This is a genomic window from Actinocatenispora rupis, from assembly GCF_016861975.1.
Taxonomy (GTDB): Bacteria; Actinomycetota; Actinomycetes; order Mycobacteriales; family Micromonosporaceae; genus Actinocatenispora; species Actinocatenispora rupis.
The window spans coordinates 1-19,740 of sequence record NZ_BOMB01000052.1 but is presented as its reverse complement, the minus strand read 5'-3'; the positions used below and the strand labels follow the sequence as shown (position 1 = coordinate 19,740).

Genomic DNA, 19,740 nt, shown 5'->3' with positions numbered 1-19,740 from the left:
GCGGCGATGCCGAGCCGCGGCCCGGGTACGCGGCGCGGTACGCCGGGACGGTGGAGTCGGCCGTACGGCGGGCGGAGCAGAATGGGGCGCGATGAGCGAGCCAGCGAGTACCGAACATGCCTGTTGTGTGCCCGGTCGGGAGGTTCCGGCCGGGCTGACCGATGCGGCCCCGTCCGGCGGGGCGCCCGACGCCTGCGCGGCGGGACCGGGGGCGTTGTCTGGTGGCTCCGGTGCGCCCGACGCCTGCGTGGCGGGGCCGGCGGCGGGCAACCCGGGGTCGGTGGCGCCGCGGCGGGACGGCGAGCGGCCGGCGAGCCCGGCGGACGTGCCCCGCGCCGCGTCTCCGCGGTACGGCGGGCTCGTGGCGCTGCCGGGCGGCGCGTTCCGGATGGGCAGCGACGACCCGGACGGGTTCCCGGACGACGCGGAGGGCCCGGTGCGGGAGGTGACGGTGTCGCCGTTCCGGATCGCGTCGACGGCGGTCACGAACGCCCAGTTCGCCAGGTTCGTCAAGGAGACGGGGTACCGGACGGAGGCGGAGACGTTCGGCTGGTCGTACGTGTTCCACCTGCTGGTACCGGCGGCACTGCGGCGTGCCGCGCCCCCGGCGCCGGCGGCGGTCCCGTGGTGGCTCGGCATCACCGGCGCGTACTGGCGGGCGCCGGAGGGCCCGGGGTCGGACATCACGGCGCGGCAGAACCATCCGGTCGTGCACGTCTCGCACAACGACGCGCTGGCGTACTGCGCGTGGGCGGGGGTCCGGCTGCCGACCGAGGCCGAGTGGGAGTACGCGGCGCGCGGCGGGCTGGACCAGGCGCGGTTCCCGTGGGGCGACGAGCTGACGCCGCGCGGCCAGCACCGCTGCAACGTGTGGCAGGGCGACTTCCCGACCCGCAACACCGAGGCCGACGGGTTCCTCGGTACGGCACCGGTGAAGTCGTTCCGCCCCAACGGTTTCGGCCTCTACAACGTGGCCGGCAACGTGTGGGAGTGGTGCGCCGACCGGTTCGGCGGCGACCACCTGTCCCGGCCGCTCACCGACCCGACCGGCCCGCCGGACGGCGACTCCCGCGTACTCAAGGGCGGCTCGTACCTCTGCCACCACTCGTACTGCAACCGGTACCGGGTCGGCGCCCGGAGCCGGAACACCCCGGACTCCTCGTCCGGCAACACCGGCTTCCGGGTCGCGGCCTGAGCGCCGCCGTACCGGCCGGGGCGCCGGACGCGACCGGCGCCACCCGTACCGGGGACAATCACCGGAAACGATTCCGCGGTCATATACTTGACCGGTTCAGTTGAACGGGTCCTCGGAAAGGCGGCGCGCGATGAAGCGTCCGACGATTCTGGACATCGCCCGGGCGGCCGGCGTGTCCAAGGGCGCGGTGTCGTACGCGCTGAACGGCCGGCCCGGGGTGTCCGCCGCGACGCGTACCAGGATCCTGGCGATCGCCGAGGACCTGGGCTGGGTGCCGTCCAGCGCGGCGCGGGCACTGTCGTCGGACCGGGCGGACGCGGTCGGGCTCGTCGCGTTCCGTGAGCCCGAGCTGCTCGCCACCGAGCCGTACTTCATGCGCGTCGTCGCCGGCATCGAGGAGACCCTCGCCGGCCGCGGTACGGCGCTGCTGCTCACCACGGTCGGCGACGCGTCGACCGAGCTGGACACGTACCGGCGGTGGTGGATCGGGCGGCGGGTGGACGGCGTGCTGCTGCTCGACATGCGCACCGACGACCCGCGGCCGGACCTGCTGCGCGAGCTGAACGCGCCGGCCGTGGTGCTGGGCGCGCAGCACGAGTACCCGGGGCTGCCGAGTACCCGGGTGGACGACCACGACGCGATGCTGCGCGCGGTGGCGCACCTCGTGGAGCAGGGACATCGCCGGGTGGCGCGGGTGTCCGGGCCGAGTTCGCTGTCGCACGCGGCGCTGCGCTCGCGGTACTTCGACGAGGCGTGCCGGGAGCTGCTGGGCTCCGTCCAGGTGCAGGTGGAGACCGACTACACGGCGCGTGCCGGCCTGGCCGCGACCCGGCAGCTGCTCGACGGGCCGAACCCGCCCACCGCCATCGTGTACGACAACGACGTGATGGCGGTGGCCGCGGTCAGCGAGCTGACCAGTGCCGGTGTCCGCATCCCGGCCGACCTGGCCGTACTCGCGTGGGACGACTCGCCGCTGTGCGAGCTGGTACGGCCGGCGGTGACGGCGTTCAGTCACGACGTGACCGCGGAGGCGGGGGCGGCGGCGCGGCTGCTGCTGGAGCGGATCGAGCAGGGCTCGGCCGGGGACGTCTGGCTCACCCCGCGCCACCTGGAGATCCGCGGGAGTACGGCGGGAGACATGTCCGTCTAGTACGGTACGTCCGGATCGTGGTTGCTCGCCGTGGCCCCGTGTATCGTCCAGGTGAACCGGTTCAGAAATCGCGTCCAGTGCGTTAACATCGGCGTCACCTGAACCGGTTCACGTCCGGGGCTGCCAGAGTGGCCCGGGCGTGCGGCACGGACGCCGCGCGCGGACGCGGCGACGAAGGAGTCGATCGTGCGAAAGCGGATTATCGGTGTGGTGGCGCTGTCCGCCGCCCTGGTCGCCGGCGGGCTGACCGCCTGCGGCGCCGGCGGAGGTTCGGACTCCAAGACCATCACCTACTGGGCGAGCAACCAGGGCACCAGCATCCCGAACGACAAGGAGGTGCTCGGCCCGGAGCTGGCGAAGTTCACCAAGCAGACCGGGATCAAGGTCAACCTCCAGGTCATCGGATGGAACGACCTGCTCAACCGCATCATGTCGGCGACCACCTCGGGCGAGGGGCCGGACGTCGTCAACATCGGCAACACCTGGTCCGCGTCGCTGCAGGCGACCGGCGCCTTCGTGGACTTCGACAAGACCAACATGGACAAGATCGGCGGGCAGGACAAGTTCCTGGCGACGAGCATGAGCTCGACCGGCGCCAAGGGCAAGACGCCGACCTCCGTCCCGCTGTACGGCCTGTCGTACGGGCTGTTCTACAACAAGAAGCAGTTCGCCGCGGCCGGCATCGCCAAGCCGCCGTCGACGTGGGCGGAGCTGGTGGCGGACGCCAAGAAGCTCACCAAGGGCAAGCAGTACGGGATGACGCTCGCCGGCGGCAGCTACACCGAGAACGCGCACTTCGCGTTCATGTTCGGCAAGCAGCAGGGCGGCGACTGGTTCGACGGCAGCGGCAAGCCGACGTACACGGGTGACGCGCAGGTCAAGGCGGTGCAGCAGTACCTGGATCTGCTGGGCAAGGACAAGGTCGCGACGCCGTCCTCGGCCGAGCACGCCACCACGACCGACGCGATCAGCGACTTCACGTCCGGCAAGGCCGCGATGCTGATGGGGCAGAACAACACCGCCGCGGGCATCGAGGCGCAGGGCATGAAGGACTACGGCGTGGCGCCGATCCCGATGCTGTCGCCGCTGCCGACCGGCGGCCAGGCCATCAACTCGCACGTGGCCGGCATCAACATCGCCGCGTTCAAGGACAAGAACGAGACCGGCGCGCTCAAGCTGATCAAGTTCCTGACCAGCAAGGACGAGCAGGTCATCCTGAACAAGAAGTACGGCGGGCTGCCGGTGACGCAGGACGCGTCGAGCGACCCGACGTTCCAGACCCCGCAGAACAAGGTCTTCGTCGACGTCCTCGCCAAGACGTCCGCGCCGATGCCGATGATCACGAACGAGAGCCAGTTCGAGACGACGGTCGGTAACGCGATGAAGGACCTGGCCGCGCAGGCCGCGACGGGCAAGACCCTCACCGCGGCCGACGTGAAGAAGGCGCTCGCCGACGCTCAGCAGAAGATGCAGAGCGGCGGAAACTGAGGCGGGGCAAGGGAAGTAACGGCCATGACGGCAACCGAACCGGCCGTCCGGGACGGGCGGCGCGCCTCCGGGTCCGACACGAAGGACCGCGGAAACCGGCGCGTCGCCCGCTCGCGGGCCCTGCCGTACCTGCTGCTCGCACCGGCGATCCTGTTCGAGTTGCTGGTGCACGTGATCCCGATGCTGACAGGTATCGGGATCAGTTTCCTCAAACTCAACCAGTTCTACCTCCGGCACTGGCTGGACGCGCCGTTCGCCGGCCTGGACAACTACCGGTACGCGGTGGACTTCCACGGCAGCATCGGCGTCTCGCTGCTGAAGTCGTTCGGCGTGACGATCGCGTTCACGATCGTGGTGGTGGCGCTGTCCTGGTTCCTCGGGATGTTCGGCGCGACGCTGCTGCAGCGCAGTTTCCGCGGCCGCGCGGTGCTGCGCACCCTGTTCCTCGTGCCGTACGCGCTGCCCGTGTACGCGGCGGTCATCATCTGGAAGTTCATGTTGTCGCGCGACAACGGGATGGTGAACCACCTGCTGGCGCAGCTGCACCTGTCCGACGGGAACACGTTCTGGCTGCTGGGCAACAACGCGTTCGTGTCCATCGTGGTGGTGGCGGTGTGGCGGCTGTGGCCGTTCGCGCTGCTGACCCTGATGGCGGGGATGCAGTCGTTGCCGGGCGACATCTACGAGGCGGCCGCGGTGGACGGCGCCGGCATGTGGCAGCAGTTCCGGAAGCTGACCATGCCGATGCTGCGCGGTGTCAACCAGGTACTGATCCTGGTGCTGTTCCTGTGGACGTTCAACGACTTCAACGTGCCGTACACGCTGTTCTCGGAGTCGGTGCCGCCGTCGGCGGACCTGATCTCGATCCACGTGTACCAGTCGTCGTTCCTGACGTGGAACTTCGGCCTCGGCTCGGCGATGAGCGTGCTGCTCCTGTTGTTCCTGATGGTGGTCACCGGCCTGTACCTGCTGGTGACGTCGCGGAGGAGGGGACGCCGTGCGTGAGTCCCGTTCGTTCAAGGTGGTCCGGGCGGTCGGGCTGACGTTCCTGACGCTGTTCACGATCGTCCCGCTGTACGTGATGGTCACGTCGGCGCTCAAGCCGCTCGGCGACGTGCAGAACGAGTTCCACTGGATCCCGACCACGGTCACGTTCCGGCCGTTCATCGACATGTGGTCGACGATCCCGCTCGCCACGTACTTCACGAACAGCGTCGTGGTGTCGGTGTGCGCGACGGTGCTGTCGGTGGCGATCGCCATCTTCGCGTCGTACGCGATCAGCCGGTACCGGTTTCCGGGGCGGCAGGCGTTCCGGATGACGGTGCTGTCCACGCAGATGTTCCCCGGCATCCTGTTCCTGCTGCCGCTCTACCTCATCTACGTGAACATCGGCCAGCTGACCGGATTCGCGCTGAACGGGTCGCGTACCGGCCTGGTCATCACGTACCTGACGTTCTCGTTGCCGTTCTCGATCTGGATGCTCGTCGGGTACTTCGAGACGATCCCGCAGGGGCTGGACGAGGCGGCGAAGGTGGACGGTGCGGGGCCGCTGCGCACGCTGCTGTCCATCATCGTGCCGGCGGCGAAGCCGGGCATCGTCGCGGTCGGCATCTACTCGTTCATGACCGCGTGGGGCGAGACGCTGTTCGCCTCGGTCATGACGAACGACTCGTCGAAGACGCTCGCCATCGGGCTCCGCGAGTACTCCACGCAGATCTCGGTGTACTGGAACCAGGTGATGGCCGCCTCGCTGGTGGTCAGCATCCCGGTGGTGGTCGGTTTCCTGCTCCTGCAACGGTTCCTGGTCCAGGGCCTCACCGCCGGTGCCGTGAAGTGACGCCGTGCCGGGGCATCGCGCCCCGGTCGGCGGCGTACCGGGTGTCGGCGTCCCGGGCGACCGGGTCGCGGCCCGCCCACGCCCCCGCACGGGGCTGGGCTCTGTACAGCTGAAAGGAAAGACATGCAACGTAACTCGGCGATGGTGACCGTCGACGGGCAGGCGGTGACCTGGCTCGGCGCCAACTTCTGGTCCCGTACCGGCGGGCCGCTCATGTGGCGCAACTACGACCCCGCCGTGGTACGCGACGAGCTGAGGGTGCTGTCCGAGCACGGCCTGCGGCAGACCCGGTCGTTCTTCTACTGGCCCGACTTCCATCCGGAACCGGACACGGTGGACGAGGAGAAGGTCGCCCACTTCCGCGACTTCCTCGACGCGCACACCGAGTACGGGATGACGTCGATCCCGACGTTCATCGTGGGCCACATGTCCGGTGAGAACTGGGATCCGGCGTGGCGCGGCGGGCTGTCGCGCGACCTGTACGCGGACGTCTGGCTGGTGAGCCGGCAGGCGTGGTTCGTCGAGCAGATGGTGTCGCGGCTGCACGACCACCCGGCCGTGGCCGGCTGGCTGATCAGCAACGAGATGCCCATCTACGGCCGGCGCCGCGGCCAGGGCGTCGCGCCGCAGTCGGACGTGACGAGCTGGTCGGTACTCATGGTGCAGGCGGTCCGCGCCGGTGGCGGCACCCAGCCGGTGTCGCTCGGCGACGGCGCCTGGGGCATCGAGGTCACCGGCGACGACAACGGCTTCTCCGTACGGGAGACCGGAAAGCTCGTCGACTTCGTCGGCCCGCACGTGTACCGGATGGAGTCGGACCAGATCCGCCAGCACCTGAACGCCGCGTTCCTGTGCGAGATGGCCGCGGTGGCGAACAAGCCGGTGGTACTGGAGGAGTTCGGGCTGTCGACGGACTTCGTGTCCGAGCCGAACCAGGGCCACTACTACCGGCAGACGTTGCACAACTCGCTGCTCGCCGGCGCGACGGGCTGGATCGCCTGGAACAACACCGACTACGACCACCTGAACACGCAGGACCCGTACCGGCACCACCCGTTCGAGATGCACTTCGGGATCACCACGAACACCGGTGAGCCGAAGGCGCCGCTGCGCGAGCTGGACGCGTTCGCGAAGGTTCTGTCCACTGTGGACTTCACGAACACCCGGCGGGCGGACACCGACGCCGCGCTGGTCGTCACCTCGTACCTGGAGCGGGACTACCCGATCTCGACGGCGGCCGACCGCAGCCTGGTCTTCCACAGCCTCCGCCAGGGGTACGTGGCGGCGCGGGAGGCGAGCCTGCCGGTCGGCTTCACCCGCGAAGAGGACGGCATCGTCACCGACGCCAAGCTGTACCTGCTGCCGTCGACGCGGCAGATCCTCGCGCCGACGTGGATCCAGCTGCACGACCTGGCCGAGTCCGGTGCCGTCGTCTACCTCTCGTACTGCTCGGGCGAGCACGCGTTCCACCGCGGCCCGTGGTTCCAGAAGCTCGACGACATGTTCGGTGTCGAGCACCAGCTCGCGTACGGGCTGACGAACCCGATCGCCGACGACGTCGTGGAGTTCACGTTCCAGGAGGACTTCGGGTCGATCCGGTCCGGCGAGGTGCTGCGCTTCGCCGTGGCGGGTAACGAGAACAGCCGGGCGTTCCTGCCCGTGGAGGCGCGCGGCGCGAAGGTCGTCGCCACCGACCAGCACGGCAACCCGGCGCTGCTGCGCAACGCGGTCGGCTCCGGCGAGACGATCCTCTGCACGTACCCGCTGGAGCACATGGCGGCCGTCAGCGCCCGCGTCAACCCCGAGCAGACGTACCGGATCTACGACGCGCTCGCCGCCGTCGCCGGGGTCGAGCGCACCGTCACCGTGGACGACCCGCGGGTCTTCACCGACACGCTCGTACACACCGACGGCAGCCGGTTCGTGTGGTTCGTCAGTCAGCACGACACCGAGGCCACGGTGACCCCGTCCACCACCGGTACGCTGCGCCCGCTCGGCGGCGGCGAGCCGGTGACCACGGTGACCCTCCCGGCGTACGGTGTCGGTGTCTTCGAGCTGGAGGTGTGAGATGTCCACATCGGACCTGCCGAGGTTCCCGGACGGATTCCTCTGGGGCACCGCGACCGCGTCGTACCAGATCGAGGGGGCGGTGGACGCCGACGGGCGCGGACCGTCCATCTGGGACACGTTCAGCCACACCCCCGGCGCGGTGGCCGGCGACGACACCGGTGACGTGGCCTGCGACCACTACCACCGGTACCGCGAGGACGTCGCGCTGATGAAGGACCTCGGCGTCGGGGCGTACCGGTTCTCGATCGCGTGGCCGCGGATCCTCCCGCACGGCAAGGGATCCGTCAACGAGGCCGGGCTCGACTTCTACCGCCGGCTCGTCGACGAGTTGCTGGACAACGGCATCACGCCGATGGCGACGCTCTACCACTGGGACCTGCCGCAGCCGCTGGAGGACGCCGGCGGCTGGCGGGTCCGCGACACAGCCGAGCGGTTCGCCGAGTACGCAGCGGTCACGCACGCGGCGCTCGGCGACCGCGTCCCGTACTGGATCACGTTGAACGAGCCGTTCTGCTCCGCCTTCATCGGGTACGCGGAGGGTCGGCACGCACCGGGCGCGCGGGAAGGGCACGGCGCGCTGGCGGCCGCGCACCACCTGCTCGTCGGGCACGGCCTCGCCGTCGCCGCGATGCGCGACCAGCGGCACGGCACCGAACGGTTCGGCATCACGCTCAACATGAACCACGTGACCCCCGCGACCGACGCCCCGGCCGACGTGGCCGCCGCCGGTCGCGCCGAACTGCTGTCCAACCGGGTGTTCAGCGACCCGCTGCTCGGCGGGTCGTACCCGGTCGGCGAACACGCGCTGTGGGGCCGGATCAGCGACTTCTCGTTCCGGCGGGACGACGACCTCGCCGTCATCACCCAGCCGCTCGACTTCCTCGGCGTCAACAACTACTTCCCCGAGTACGCCAAGGATGCGCCGTCCCAGGAGCCCGACCCGCGGCGCCGCGTCGCCACCGACATCGGCGTCGTCGACAACCCGCCCGCGCACCTGCCGCGTACCGCCATGCCCTGGCCCGTGGAGGCCGACGGGCTGCGGCGGCTGCTCGTCTGGTTGCGCGACACGTACCCGGGGCTGCCGCCCGTGTACGTCACCGAGAACGGCAGCGCGTACCCGGACTCCCTTGTGGACGGTGCCGTCGACGACCCGGACCGGATCGCCTACCTGGACGGGCACCTGCGCGCCGTCCGCGCCGCCATCGACGACGGCGTCGACGTCCGCGGATACTTCTGCTGGTCCATGATGGACAACTTCGAGTGGGCCTACGGGTACGCGAAGCGGTTCGGGCTCGTGTACGTGGACTACGCCACGCAGCAACGGATCCCCAAGTCCAGCTTCCGCTGGTACCAGGGCGTCGTGTCGCGCTGAATCGGGGTTGTGGGGTGCTGCCGGGTGGTGTTCGGCAGCACCCCCGGTTCCCTTCCGGTGTATCCCCCGTGAAATAGGCGGGGTTTCCTGGTCGCGTCGGACCTCTCGCCGACCGGGGTGGTGCTCGTTTCGCGGAACGGTTCAGGAAGCACAGCCGTCACCGCTGCGGTCCGCGCCGCCTCGCCTCGTGCGCTTGCCTTGCTGTGCTTGACCTTTGCTGTGCGTGGACCGCCTTCGCTTCGCTCGGCTGTGCTCGCTACGCGCTGCTTCGCTGCGCGCTGGTCCGCACCGCTGTGCTTCGGCTTCTTGCTCGATCCCGCCCCGCACCGGTGTTTCACCGGGATGCGCCCGGCTTGCCGCGCTTCGCTTGTCCTGCTCACGTTCGCGCCGCTGCGTCGGGCCGGGATCGCTTCACCCCGCTGTGCTTCACGCTGCGGCGATTCGCCCAGCCGCTGCGCTTTCCTTGCTGCGCGTACCAGGCGGGTCAGGGGGTGGGGAAGGTGTTGTGGTGGAGGAGGTCCAGGGCGGTGAGGACGGCGCCGCGTACGACGGGGTCGGTGGGTACGGTGCCGGCACGTACTTCGGTGGGGAGGGGTACGGCGTCGGCGAGGCGGGTGGCGACGCGGGTGGCGAGGGGCGTGCCGGCGAGGTGGCCGATGCTGCCGGCGAGGACGAGGAAGCCGGGGTCGAGGACGGCGCAGAGGCCGATGGCGGCGACGGCGATGCGGTCGGCGACGGCGTCGAGGAAGTCGGGGTCTCCGGCCACCTCGGTGACGGCGGGGAGCAGTGTGTCGGCGGTCGCGCCGTGGGCGCGGGCGAGGGCGAGGATGGCAGCTCCGCCGGCGAGTACCTGGAGGTTGGTGGGGCCGGAACCGGCTGCAGCGTAAGGGATGTAGCCGATCTCGCCGGCGCCGCCGGACGCGCCGCGCAGCAGCTGGCCGTTGAGCACGACGGCGACGCCGAGGCCCTGGCCGATGGACAGCAGGGCGAACGTGTCGCGACCGCGGGCTGCGCCGAGGCGGTGTTCGGCGAGCCCGGCGAGGTTGACCTCGTTGTCGACGACGATGGGCGCGTCGAGGCGGTCCCGCAGGCCGGCGAGCAGGTTGTTGTGCCAGCTCGGCAGCGCCGCCACGTACGACACGTCGCCGGTGGCGGGGTCGACGAGGCCGGGGGTGCCGATGACGACGGCGGCGGGCGCGGGGTCGCCGGCGGCGTCGAGCGCGGCGAGTACCTGGGTGTCGGGTGCGGCGTCGGGGTCGAGGGGGAGTTCGGCGCGGCCGACGGCGCGGCCGGTGACGTCGGCGCGTACGGCGGTGACGGTGTCGGCGCGTACCTCGATGCCGGCGACGTGCGCGCGGTCGGCGACCACGCCGTACAGGGAGGCGTTGGGGCCGCGGCGTTCGGCGCCGGCCTCGCCGACGACGCCGATGAGCCCGTCGGCGGTGAGCCGGTCGATGAGGTCGGCGACGGTGGGCCGGGACAGCCCGGTGAGCGTGCGGAGCTGGGTGCGGGTCAGCGGGCCGCGGGCGAGCAGCAGATCGTACGCGGCGCGGTCGTTGATCAGGCGCGCGGTGCGGGGCGTGGCGGGTCCGCCACCAGCCGATGTGGGCTGACCTCTTTCCATCAGGAACCCTCCCTGTTAATTTCTGACCTTAGCGCACGTCCCGCCGCCCGCCCGGTCTCGGGCGCGGACGTCGGGCTCTGCGCTGGCACCGCGACCATCCAACTCCCGCGGTGCGCGCGGGCGTAGGCGGGAGGTACCGGATGACGAAACGGCTCGTCGCGCTCGGGGTGCTGTTCGCCCTCGACGGCGTGATGATGGCATCCTGGGCGGTTCGCGTACCACAGGTGAAACAGCAGGTGGGGGCGTCCGCGACCGGGCTCGGGCTGGCGCTGCTGTGCTCGACCGTCGGCGCGCTCGTGGCGATGCCGCTCGCCGGCCGCCTCTGCCACCGGTACGGCAGCCACCGCGTCACCGTGGTCGGCTCGATCCTGCTCAGCCTGGTCGTGGTGGTGCCGACCCTGGCCGGCTCGGTGGTCGCGCTGGGCGCCGCGCTGCTGCTGTTCGGCGTCGGGTACGGGGTCAACAACGTCGGGCTGAACAGTTCCGCGTCGGACGTGGAGGTGGCGACCGGCCGGGCGGTGATGTCGACGCTGCACGGGTTGTGGAGCGTCGGGCTGCTCGGCGGCGCGCTCGTCGGCGGCCTCGTCGCCGACCACCTGCTGCCCACGCCGCACCTGGCGCTGGTCGGCCTCGGCGGGCTCGTGGTCGTCGCCGTGTGCGCGGCACCCGTGTGGGCCGGCGTCACCGGTACGGCCGGCGCGGACGACAAGCCCGACACCGCCCGGTCGGTACGGGCCGTGCTGCCGGCGCTGGTCGGGTTCGGCGTGATCGCCCTGTGCTGCGCGTACGGCGAGGGGTCGATGTCCGACTGGGGTGCGCTGCACCTGGCCGACGACCTGCGTACCGGGGCGTCCACCGCCGCGTACGGCTTCGCCGTGTACTCGGTCGCCGTGGCCGCCGGACGGTTCGGCGGGGACGTCCTCGTCGCGCGACTCGGGCGTACCGCGGTGCTGTCCGGCGGTGGGGTGCTCGCCGCGCTCGGCATGCTGCTCGCCGCGTGGCCGACGTCCGTCCCGCTGGTCTTCGCCGGGTACGTCGTGTTCGGACTCGGCATCGCGAACGTGTTCCCCATCGCGATCGCCCGCGCCGGCGCGCTCGCCGGCCCCAAGGGCGTCGCCACCGCCTCGACCGTCGGGTACGCCGGGCAGCTCGGCGGACCGCCGCTCATCGGGTTTCTCGCCGACGCCGCCGGGATGCCCGTCGCCCTGACCACCTCGGCGGTACTCGCCGTGCTCGCCGCGGCGCTCGGGTTCGCCCTGCGTACCGCGACGCCGAAGGCGGTCGTCGAACCCGCTCTCACCACTGGAGGACACCCATGACCGACCGGTACGACACCCTCGTTCCCCGGCCGCGGGAGGCGCGGCGGCTGCCCGGCACCGTGACGCTGACCGCGGACAGTCCGCTCAGCGGGCCCGACGCGGCGACCGACGTGGTCCGCGCGCTGCTCGCGCCGCTCGGCCTTCCCTTACGTCCCAACGGTTCCGGCGTACCGGTCACGGTCGAGACCGGCGCGGACACCGAGCCCGAGGGGTACCGGCTGCGCGTCGCCGAGGACGGCGTGCACCTCGCGGCGTCCACACTGGACGGTGTCCGGCACGCGGTCCGCGCGCTGCGCCAGCTGCTGCCGGACGCGGCGTGGCGCGCCGCCGCGCCGGACAGTACACAGTGGACGGTGGAGTGCGGGGAGATCGACGACGCGCCGGCGCTGTCGTGGCGCGGCGGGATGCTCGACGTGTCCCGGCACTTCCTGCCCAAGCACGTCGTCCTGCGCTACGTCGACCTGCTCGCCATGCACGGGTACAACCGCCTGCACCTGCACCTCACCGACGACCAGGGCTGGCGCATCCAGTCCCGGAAGTACCCGCGGCTGACGGAGGTCGGCGCGCACCGGCCCGGCACCCAGGTCGGCAAGGAACGCGACGGCAGCCACGACAACGTGCCGCACGGCGGCTTCTACACCCTCGACGACCTCACCGAGATCACCGCGTACGCGCAGGCCCGCGGCGTCGTCGTGGTACCCGAGATCGACCTGCCCGGGCACGCGTCCGCGCTGCTCGCGGCGTACCCGGAGTACGGGGTGGGCGAGCACGCCGTGCACACCGGCTGGGGCATCTCCGCGGGCGTCGTACGGCCGGTGCCGGCGACCGTCCGGTTCCTCGCCGAGATCCTCGACGAACTCGCGGAGGCCGTGCCCGGGCCGTACATCCACCTCGGCGGCGACGAGTGCATCCTGCGCGACTGGGTCACCGACCCCGAGATCTCCGCGTACCTGGCCGAACTCGGCTACACCGAGCCCGTCGAACTGCACGGCCACTTCCTCCGCACCCTCGGCGAACACCTGTCCGCGGCCGGCCGCCGCATGGTCGTCTGGGACGAGGGGTACGTGACCGGCGGCGTCCTGTCCGACACCGTCGTCACCGCGTGGCGCGGCACCGGCGTCGGTCAGCGCGCCGCCGCCGCCGGGTACGACGTGGTCCGCTGCCCCGTCTACCCCACCTACCTCGACTACGACCAGTCCGACTCGCCCGACGAGCAACTGTCCATCGGCGGCCCGCTCACCCTCGACGACGTCGCCGGATTCGACCCCGTACCGGCCGACTGGACCGAGACCGAACGGGCGCACGTCGTCGGCGTGCAGTGGCAGTCGTGGGCCGAGTACATCCCCAACCCGCGGCACCTGGACTACATGGTCTGGCCGCGGGCGTGCGCGCTCGCCGACGTCGCCTGGACCGGCGCCCCCGCCGTCGACATCACCGAACGCCTCCGCGTACACCTCGGTCGGCTCGACGCGGCAGGCGTGGAGTACCGGCCGCTGGACGGGCCGCACCCGTGGCAGGCCGGCGGTACCGGGGCGCGGCGGCGGCTGCCCGGCGCCGAGATGGCGAAGCTGCGCGGCTGGCTGGAGGAGATCTCGCAGAAGGCCGACGTCGAGGAGGAGTCCGCCTGACCGACCGGCCCCGGCGTACGGCTCGCCCACCGGCGGCCGTACGCCCGGGGTCGTCCGGCCGCGCCGGCCCGGGCAGCCCGGCGCGACCGACCACCGCCGCACCGGTCCGGGCCGGGACTCGGTGGCGCGGTGGGCGACGGCCGCGGTGCCCCGGTGGTACGCCGGGCGCCGCGGCCGTTCCGCGTCCGGGGCCGTTCCGCGTCCGCGTCCGCGTCGCATCGGAGCCGCCGCGGGGGCGGAACGGGCCCGACACCCCGTTGCGGTGTCGGGCCCGATCGCGCGGTCCGGTGTGCTGCGGTGCCTCAGCCGTTGCTGTTGACCAGCGTGCTCAGCCAGTCGGCCTGGTTGGTGTCGACCATCTTGCCGGCGTGCACCACGGTCGGCGTGCCGTAGCTGCCGTCGGACTGGTGCAGGCTGCTGTCCGACGCGAGCTTCTTCGCCTGCGCGTCCGGGTACTTCTTGTACGTGCCGTCCTTGGCGACCTTGGTGATGTAGTCGCCGTTGACGCCGAGCCGCTTCGCCAGGTCGATCATCTGGTCGTCGCTGTAGCCGGGGCCGCCCTCACTGGGCTGGTTGTGGTAGAGCGCCCAGTGGAACTGCGCGAACTTGCCGTCCTTGACCGTGCCGAAGGCGATGTTCGCGGCGCGCTGCGAGTATCCGGGGGGCGTCGAGTTCTGGTTCAGCGTGTCGACGATCCGGTACGTGATCTGGAGCGAGCCGTTGTTGAGATCCTTCAGCATCTCGTCGCCGCTCTTCTGCTCCAGCTGCCCGCAGTACGGGCACATGAAGTCCTCGTAAATGTCGATCTTGGTCTTGGCGCTGTCCTTGCCGGCCACGATCGTGCCGTTGGCGATCTTGACCGGGTACGTCGCCTTGATCGTCGCGGTCGGGATCGTCTTGGGCTTGTTCGCCTCGTAGACCGCCCAGGAGACCGCGCCGATCACGATGACCAGGGCCGCGACGCAGACCACGGCGGTGATGATCACCCGGTTCCGGCGGGCCCGGTCAGCGCGCGCGGCGGCGACCGCCTTGGCCGCCCTGGCCCGCTGCTTCGCCGAACCGCCACCGTTGGGCCGCTTGCCGGCGCCGCCGGTCTTGCCGCCACCGCCGCCCGACCTGCCGCCGGACTTGCCGCCGGCGGGCCGCGGGCCGCTTGTCGGTTTGCTCTTGCTCGCCATGTCGGGTTCTTCCTCCGGGTGTCCGTTGGCCGCCCTGCGCCGCCTGCACGGTGGCCACCGCGGCACCGCCCGCGCGGGCGTCCGTGGTCGCCACCGGTGTGTGACCTCCATGGTGACTGCCGTCCGGCCGGTCGCCCACAGCGCCTCCGATCCGACGTACCCGCGGCCCGTCCGGTTCCGGTCGGCCGTGGAGACACCGGTCACGTCGGCGTACGCTACCGCGCGCGGCTGTGTGCCGGGGTACCGCCCGGGACGGCGTTTCGTCCGCCGTGTCGACGCCGGGACCGCCATTCGGCCCCGCGGACGCCCCCGGCCAACGCACAATCGAGGCGGTCCCCACCATCGACGAGGGGCGACTCCCGTGAGCGTTTCGAGCCTGTACGTGGGCCGGATTCCGGACGGTCCGGTCCGCGACTACACCCTGGACGGTGCGCTGCTGGCCCGGTTCGCCGTGTGCTGCCCGGTTTGCACGGCCCCGCCCGGCATCACCGGCGGTACCACCGAGGACGAGGTGTCGATCACCGTCGAGGCGGCCGGGCCGCTGGCCGAGGAGGTACTGCGGCACCTGCGCGCGGGCGACCGCGTACTCGTCGTCGGCGGGCTCGCCAGCAGCCCGCCCGACCCGACCCGCCGCGGCGCCACCGACCTGTACGTCCGCGCCGTGCACGTGGGGCTCGACCTGACCACCGCCGGCTGGCGCCGCGACCCCGTACCGGTGCCGTCCGGTGCGGCGGCGACCGGGCACCCCGAGTACCACTGGTGAGGTCCGGCGGCTGACGGGCGGTGCCGGTGCCGTCGGGTGCGGCCAGCACGCGGGACCGGCGACAACCCGATGTCCCGTCCGGTGCCCGTGGCGGTACGGTGCGCACACGATGGACGGTTCAGCACAGACGGCCCGCGCGGCGGCGGTGTCCTCCGCCCGCCTCGTGGTGGTCAAGGTGGGGTCATCGTCGCTGACCACCCGGTCCGGTGGGCTCGATCCGGCGCGGCTCGACGCGCTCGTCGACGCGCTCGCCGCGCGCCGGGCCGCGGGCAGCGACGTCATCCTGGTCTCGTCCGGCGCGATCGCCGCCGGCCTGGCCCCGCTCGGCCTCGCCCGCCGACCGCGGGACCTCGCCACGCAGCAGGCCGCGGCGAGCGTCGGGCAGGTCGCGCTGACCCACCGGTACACGGAGTCGTTCGGGCGGCACGGGCAGCGGGTCGGCCAGGTGCTGCTCACCGTGGACGAGGTCATCCGCCGCAGCCGGTACCGGAACGCGCTGCGTACCCTGCGGAAGTTGCTGGACCTGGGCGTGCTGCCGATCGTCAACGAGAACGACACGGTCGCCACCGAGGAGATCCGGTTCGGTGACAACGACCGGCTGGCCGCGCTGGTCGCCGCGCTCGTCCGGGCCGACCTGCTGGTACTGCTGTCCGACGTCGACGCCCTGTACGACGGGGATCCGCGCCGGCCCGGCGCCCGGCGGATCGAGGTGGTGCGCGACGCGTCCGACCTGGCCGGGGTGGACGCGGGTGCGGCGGGCGCGTCCGGTGTCGGTACCGGCGGGATGGCGACGAAGGTGGACGCGGCGCGGATCGCGTCCGGCTCCGGTGTGCCGGTCGTGCTGACGGCGGCGCCGCGGGCCGCCGAGGTGCTCACCGGCCACCAGGTCGGCACGTACTTTCACGCCGCGGCGCGCCGCACCCGGCAGCGGCTGTTCTGGCTGGCGTACGCGACGGCGCCGCACGGGCGGCTGCATCTGGACGCGGGCGCGGTCCGGGCCGTGGTGGACCGGCGGCTGTCGCTGCTGCCGGCCGGCGTACACGGGGTGGAGGGGACGTTCGCGGCCGGTGACCCGGTCGACCTGGTCGACCCGGCCGGCCGGTCGGTGGCCCGCGGCCTGGTCAACTACGACGCCGCCGAGCTGCCCCGGCTGCTCGGCCGCACCACCCACGACCTGGCCGCCGAGCTGGGCAGCGGGTACGAGCGGGAGCTGATCCACCGGGACGACCTGGTCATCCTGCACCGCTAGGGCGTGTCTGCACAGGTTGCTGGCGAACCTGTGCAGACACGCCCTGGTCACAGCAGGCGGAACCCGGCGGCGCCGACCGTCGGCCCGTCGGCGAGGAACGCGCGCAGCGCCGTACCGGTCACGTCCGGCAGCCCCGGGTACGCCGCGGCCAGCGCCGCCCGCCACCCCTCGTCGTCGCCGGTCGCCGCCTCCAGCGCGGGCAGCAGGCCGGGCCGACCGGTGCCGGGCATCGCCACCAGGTACGGCCAGCGGATGGCGAACGCGGCCAGCTTGGCGACCGCCGGCGCGTCCGGTGCCGGGGCGCCGCGCAGCCGTTCCCGTTCGGCGAGGAACGTGTAGAACCGGAAGAGGTTCACGTACCGCTTGAGTTCGCGCGGGTTGCCGGTGCCGAGGGCGGGCAGCGCGGCGAGGATCGCGGCGCGGGCGTCCCGGTCCGAGTAGCTCTCGGTGAAGATGCGTTCGGCGGCGGCCAGCGTCTCCGGCGCGAGCGGCCCCGACCGCTCCAGTACGTCGCGTTGCGCCGCGACCGCCGCCGCGCGCAACGCGTCCGGGCCGGTCGGACGGCTGCGCCGGATCGCCGCGGTCAGCTCCTCCACCCGCTTCCGGTACCGCCGGCGCGCCACCTCCGCCCCCGGTACGGTCGCCACCGTCGGGTACCGGGTCGGCGTCATCGCGCCGCTGAGCGTGCTGACCTGGGACACGTCGACCGTCTCGCCGGTGGTGACCTGCTCGTCCGGCGGCAGCGGCGGCGGCGCCGGATCGTTGCCGAGCAGATGGTCGACGTACGCGGTGAGGTCGCTGCCCGGGTCCGGCTCCGGCAGCCGCAGCGACAGCTGCACGATCTTGGCGAGGAACCGCCAGCCGAGCCCGCGCGGATCGTCCGCCGTCGCCGCCCGCAGGTCCGGGTACGCCGCCTCGACGTGCGCGACCACCGCCGCCGGCTCCATCGCCAGTACGAACACGCAGTTCCGGAACTCGCCGGCGAGGAACAGGTTGATCGCCTCGATGACCTGCGCGACCGTACCGGGGGAGCAGCGGTCCAGGTCGTCGACGAACACCACCAGCGGCCGGTCCTCGGACGCGACCAGGTCGAGTACCCGGCGCATGTCGGTCTGCACCAGGTGCAGGAACCCGAGGCGCCCGCCGTACCCGGGGTCGGGGGTGAGGGCGTCCTGGCCCGACGCGGGCTCCGGTACGAGCGACGGCGGGGTCAACAGCTTCCCGAACGACTGCGCCGCCGGCCGGGTCCGCGACCACAGCCAGCGCCCCGCCGCGCCGAGGGTCGCCGCGCCGACCCCGCCGACCCCCACCCACTGCACCAGGTGTTGCAGCAGCCCGGTCCACACCGGCCGCAGCCACGTCGCGGCCAGCAGTACGCCGCTCACCACCAGCAGCCCCAGCAGCCACCACGCCAGCATCGGCAGCAGCCGCCCCACCACGATCCGGTACCAGCCGCGGCGCACCGACTCGCGGTCGACCCGGGACATGTTGAGCCGCAACCAGAAGCGCTCCCGGTCGCCGCGCGGCAGCCGCTCCGTGACCTGCCCGATGATCGCGTACGCCAGGCCGGCCCAGACCTGGTCGCCGTTCTGGTACAGCCAGGGGTTGAACCAGACGGTCGGCCGCCAGTCGGACCCGTCGATCTCGTCGTTGTCGACCACCGTCGCGGCCGGCTCGTCGTCGCCCGGCGGCCGTCGCGCCGCCCGTACCACCTCCGCGTTCGTCACCGCGCTGCGCCGCCCGCCGGTCAGCCCGAGCGGCAGCGCGTCGTCCGTGCCCGCGCCCGGATCCAGCTCCTCGCGCACCATCCGCATCAACGACGTCTTCCCGGTGCCCCACGCCCCGTGTACGCCGATCGTCAGCGGTGGTGCGGTGTCCCGGTGCCGCAGGAACGCCACGATGGCGTCCACGTACCGCCGGCGGGACAGCCGGTCCTCGACGGTCGCCGCGTCCGCCGCCAACCGCGGCACCGCATGCCACCCCGCCGGATGGCCGTCCGCCGGCCCGTCGACGTTCGTGCGTGGCGGAGCGTCGGACGGGCCCGGCAACCACGGAACGGCGGCCGGCTCCTGCGCGGGGCCCGGTTGGTCGCTGGTCGGGCCGGCCCCCGTGGCGACCGCCGGCACCGGGACGACCGGCGCGGCGGCCGGATCCGCTGGAGTGCCAGGGGACTGCGGGGTGGCCAGGGTTGCGACGAGCGGGCCGACGACCGGGGCGGCCGGGATCATCTTGTGCCCGGGCGAACTCGTGACGAGCCCGATGAGCCGGCCGTCCGTGTCGACGACCGAGCCGAGCGTCGTCGCGACGAGCAGCGTCGACGTGGTGGCCAGCTCGACCGCGCCGTCGGCCCGTTCGATGTCCACGCGGGCGTCGAGCCACGGCTCCGGGTACCCCGGGCCGACGGACACCCAGACGGCGTCACCGGTCCCGGCGGTACCCAGCTCGACGGGCTCGTGGCCGGGGTGATCGGGCAGCGCGATCACCCAGCTGGAGTCGTTGGTCAGCGTCTCGGACAGCTGGGCCTGCACGGTGACGGGCTCGTGCGTACCGAAGCGGAGGGTCAGTTGGGAGCGTGGCGTGGGCTGGGCGCCGAGCAGGGCCTCGCGCAGCACGGCGCTCATGGTGAGCACGTGGCGGCCGTCGACGAGGATGCCTTCACCCGCGACGGCGTGGTCCGGCCGCAGGACCGTCACCCGCCACGCCGGTACGTCGGGCATCGGGCCGTGCTCCGTCACGGCGTCGGAGTGCTTCACAGTGGACATCGGCACCCTTCCGTATCGCTACCGGGCAGCCGCGAACGTAGCGGATGGGTGCACGCGACCCCGGCGGGCCGATGGCTAGGCTTGGGGCATGTCGGATCAGATGGC

Annotated in this window: 14 protein-coding genes; 11 read left to right on the top strand and 3 right to left on the bottom strand. The window is 72.2% G+C overall.

Annotated elements, in window-relative coordinates:
- The first annotated feature begins 91 nt into the window (after positions 1-91).
- The 7 genes from Aru02nite_RS34720 to Aru02nite_RS34690 all read left to right on the top strand — a co-directional run bounded on the left by Aru02nite_RS34720 (position 92) and on the right by Aru02nite_RS34690 (position 9,112).
- A complete protein-coding gene (locus Aru02nite_RS34720; protein ID WP_203664705.1) occupies positions 92-1,195 on the top strand; it encodes a formylglycine-generating enzyme family protein in 1,104 nt (367 codons plus the stop codon).
- A 130-nt stretch (positions 1,196-1,325) separates the two neighbouring features.
- Complete coding sequence (locus Aru02nite_RS34715) at positions 1,326-2,345, top strand: LacI family DNA-binding transcriptional regulator (RefSeq protein ID WP_203664701.1); 1,020 nt, start codon at positions 1,326-1,328, stop codon at positions 2,343-2,345.
- Positions 2,346-2,531: 186 nt separating this feature from the next.
- A complete protein-coding gene (locus Aru02nite_RS34710; protein WP_203664700.1) occupies positions 2,532-3,833 on the top strand; it encodes an ABC transporter substrate-binding protein in 1,302 nt (433 codons plus the stop codon).
- 24 nt (positions 3,834-3,857) lie between these two features.
- Complete coding sequence (locus Aru02nite_RS34705) at positions 3,858-4,838, top strand: carbohydrate ABC transporter permease (RefSeq protein ID WP_203664699.1); 981 nt, start codon at positions 3,858-3,860, stop codon at positions 4,836-4,838.
- The gene (locus Aru02nite_RS34700) at positions 4,831-5,670 is read left to right on the top strand and encodes a carbohydrate ABC transporter permease (protein ID WP_203664698.1); all 840 of its coding nucleotides are present in this window, start codon (positions 4,831-4,833) and stop codon (positions 5,668-5,670) included. The genes Aru02nite_RS34705 and Aru02nite_RS34700 overlap by 8 nt, the downstream gene beginning before the upstream one ends.
- 123 nt (positions 5,671-5,793) lie before the next feature.
- A complete protein-coding gene (locus tag Aru02nite_RS34695; protein WP_203664696.1) occupies positions 5,794-7,737 on the top strand; it encodes a glycoside hydrolase 5 family protein in 1,944 nt (647 codons plus the stop codon).
- Between the two features lies 1 nt (position 7,738).
- Positions 7,739-9,112, top strand: a complete 1,374-nt coding sequence (locus Aru02nite_RS34690; RefSeq protein ID WP_203664694.1) for a GH1 family beta-glucosidase — start codon at positions 7,739-7,741, stop codon at positions 9,110-9,112.
- A 484-nt stretch (positions 9,113-9,596) separates the two neighbouring features.
- Here Aru02nite_RS34690 and Aru02nite_RS34685 read toward each other — a convergent pair whose 3' ends face one another.
- Positions 9,597-10,736, bottom strand: coding sequence for an ROK family transcriptional regulator (locus tag Aru02nite_RS34685; protein WP_203664692.1), 1,140 nt, complete (start codon positions 10,734-10,736; stop codon positions 9,597-9,599).
- A gap of 140 nt (positions 10,737-10,876) precedes the next feature.
- On the opposite strand from Aru02nite_RS34685, the gene Aru02nite_RS34680 reads away from it, so the two are divergent.
- Entirely contained in the window at positions 10,877-12,055 is a 1,179-nt protein-coding gene (locus Aru02nite_RS34680; RefSeq protein WP_203664691.1) for an MFS transporter, read from the top strand.
- Positions 12,052-13,683: a beta-N-acetylhexosaminidase gene (locus Aru02nite_RS34675; protein ID WP_203664690.1), complete on the top strand. Its 1,632-nt coding sequence runs from the start codon at positions 12,052-12,054 to the stop codon at positions 13,681-13,683. Before Aru02nite_RS34680 ends, Aru02nite_RS34675 begins: the two co-directional genes overlap by 4 nt.
- Before the next feature lie 302 nt (positions 13,684-13,985).
- Here the strand turns inward: Aru02nite_RS34675 and Aru02nite_RS34670 are convergent, their stop codons facing one another.
- Positions 13,986-14,861 carry a DsbA family protein gene (locus tag Aru02nite_RS34670; protein ID WP_203664689.1) on the bottom strand — a complete coding sequence of 292 codons (876 nt, stop codon included), beginning with the start codon at positions 14,859-14,861 and terminating at the stop codon, positions 13,986-13,988.
- A gap of 361 nt (positions 14,862-15,222) precedes the next feature.
- On the opposite strand from Aru02nite_RS34670, the gene Aru02nite_RS34665 reads away from it, so the two are divergent.
- Together Aru02nite_RS34665 and proB are read left to right on the top strand one after the other, a co-directional pair.
- On the top strand, positions 15,223-15,624 hold the full coding sequence (locus Aru02nite_RS34665) for a single stranded DNA-binding domain-containing protein (RefSeq protein WP_203664688.1): 402 nt from the start codon (positions 15,223-15,225) through the stop codon (positions 15,622-15,624).
- A 109-nt stretch (positions 15,625-15,733) separates the two neighbouring features.
- Complete coding sequence (proB, locus tag Aru02nite_RS34660; protein ID WP_203664686.1) at positions 15,734-16,873, top strand: glutamate 5-kinase; 1,140 nt, start codon at positions 15,734-15,736, stop codon at positions 16,871-16,873.
- A 47-nt stretch (positions 16,874-16,920) separates the two neighbouring features.
- On the opposite strand, the gene Aru02nite_RS34655 is transcribed toward proB, so the two are convergent.
- Positions 16,921-19,635: a KAP family P-loop NTPase fold protein gene (locus Aru02nite_RS34655; RefSeq protein WP_203664685.1), complete on the bottom strand. Its 2,715-nt coding sequence runs from the start codon at positions 19,633-19,635 to the stop codon at positions 16,921-16,923.
- Between the last annotated feature and the right edge of the window lie 105 nt (positions 19,636-19,740).